We start from the raw sequence: 1,169 nt of genomic DNA, 5'->3' as shown, positions 1-1,169 counted from the left end.
CGCCGAGCATATGCGTCCCACCGCAACCACATTGACGGTGCCGGATAGTGGTGTGTTGCGGCATGATATCGAGCTTTCTCCGATGGCGGTACTGGCCGGGTCGGCGTGGGCGGACGGCCGGGCGGTGCCGGATGTGCTGGTCAGTGTGCTCGATGCGGCGGGTGAGGTGACCGCGACGGCACGCACCGATGAGCATGGCCGCTATGTGGTGCCGGATCTGTTCGAAGGGCAGTACACCGTGGTTGCTCGTGGCTACCCACCGGTGACCGGGCAGGTCACCGTGTCCGGCGGAGAAGTCCGCCACGATGTTCGGCTCGGTTACGAGCCCGAGGATCGTTGATGTCCGGGTTGACCGGGCGTGTGTGCATTGCCGGGGGGTGGCCGGTGCCGGACGCGGTGTTGACGGTGACGGATATGCGGGGGCGCCAGATCGCCCGTGCGGTCGCTGACGCGACCGGGGCAGTGGGCACCGAGTTGTTGCCTGCCGGTGTTCATACCGCGGTGCTCACTGCTGTCGGGTTCGAGCCGGTGGCGCGGGCGGTGCAGATCTCGTCGGTGGGGACGGGTGTGCTCGGTGAGGTGGTGTTGGTGCCGGTGGCAGGAGCGGTCGAGCTGCCACCGCCCGGACCATGGATGATCGACCCGGTGCACTCGACGGTGATCGCCACCGCACGCCATCTGGGTATCGCGAGTATCAAGGCCCGATTCGCCGAAGTGAGCGGGCGCCTCGATATCGGCGAACCGTTCGAGCGGTCCACCGGCCACGCCGAGATCAAGGCCGCGAGTATCGATACCGGTATCTCGATGCGTGACAACCACCTGCGTTCACCGGAATTCCTCGATGTCGAGGCCTACCCGATCATCACCTTCACCAGCAACGCGCTGCGCCGCAACGGCGCCGACACCTGGATGATGTCGGGCGAGCTGACCCTGCACGGGCAGCGTCGCCCCGTCGACCTCGAACTCACCTACGGCGGATTCGGACCCGACCCCTGGGGTGGCGTACGCGCCGCGTTCCACGCCGAAACACAATTACACCGCAACGATTTCGCGATCGACTACAACGCGGTAGTCCGCGCGGGCATAGCCGCGATCGGCACCACGGTCAAGATCGACCTCGACATCGAAATCGTACAAGGCGAACAACTACCAGCCATGTAAGCGAGCGC

2 protein-coding genes are annotated in these 1,169 nt (G+C 65.8%); both read left to right on the top strand.

Going from position 1 to position 1,169, the window contains the following annotated elements; all coding sequences use genetic code 11:
* Nucleotides 1-340 (top strand): carboxypeptidase-like regulatory domain-containing protein (locus AB0L58_RS43020; protein WP_364397537.1); only part of this gene is annotated, 340 nt, incomplete at its 5' end.
* Nucleotides 340-1,161 (top strand): YceI family protein, encoded by an 822-nt coding sequence (locus tag AB0L58_RS43015; protein ID WP_364397534.1) that lies wholly within the window; start codon nucleotides 340-342, stop codon nucleotides 1,159-1,161. The genes AB0L58_RS43020 and AB0L58_RS43015, both read left to right, overlap by 1 nt.
* Nucleotides 1,162-1,169 lie beyond the last annotated feature (8 nt).

Origin of the sequence: Nocardia sp. NPDC052112, assembly GCF_040680135.1 — a bacterium.
GTDB lineage: Bacteria > Actinomycetota > Actinomycetes > Mycobacteriales > Mycobacteriaceae > Nocardia.
The sequence above is the reverse complement of the archived record's forward strand: the minus strand, read 5'-3'. Positions and strand labels throughout refer to the sequence as shown.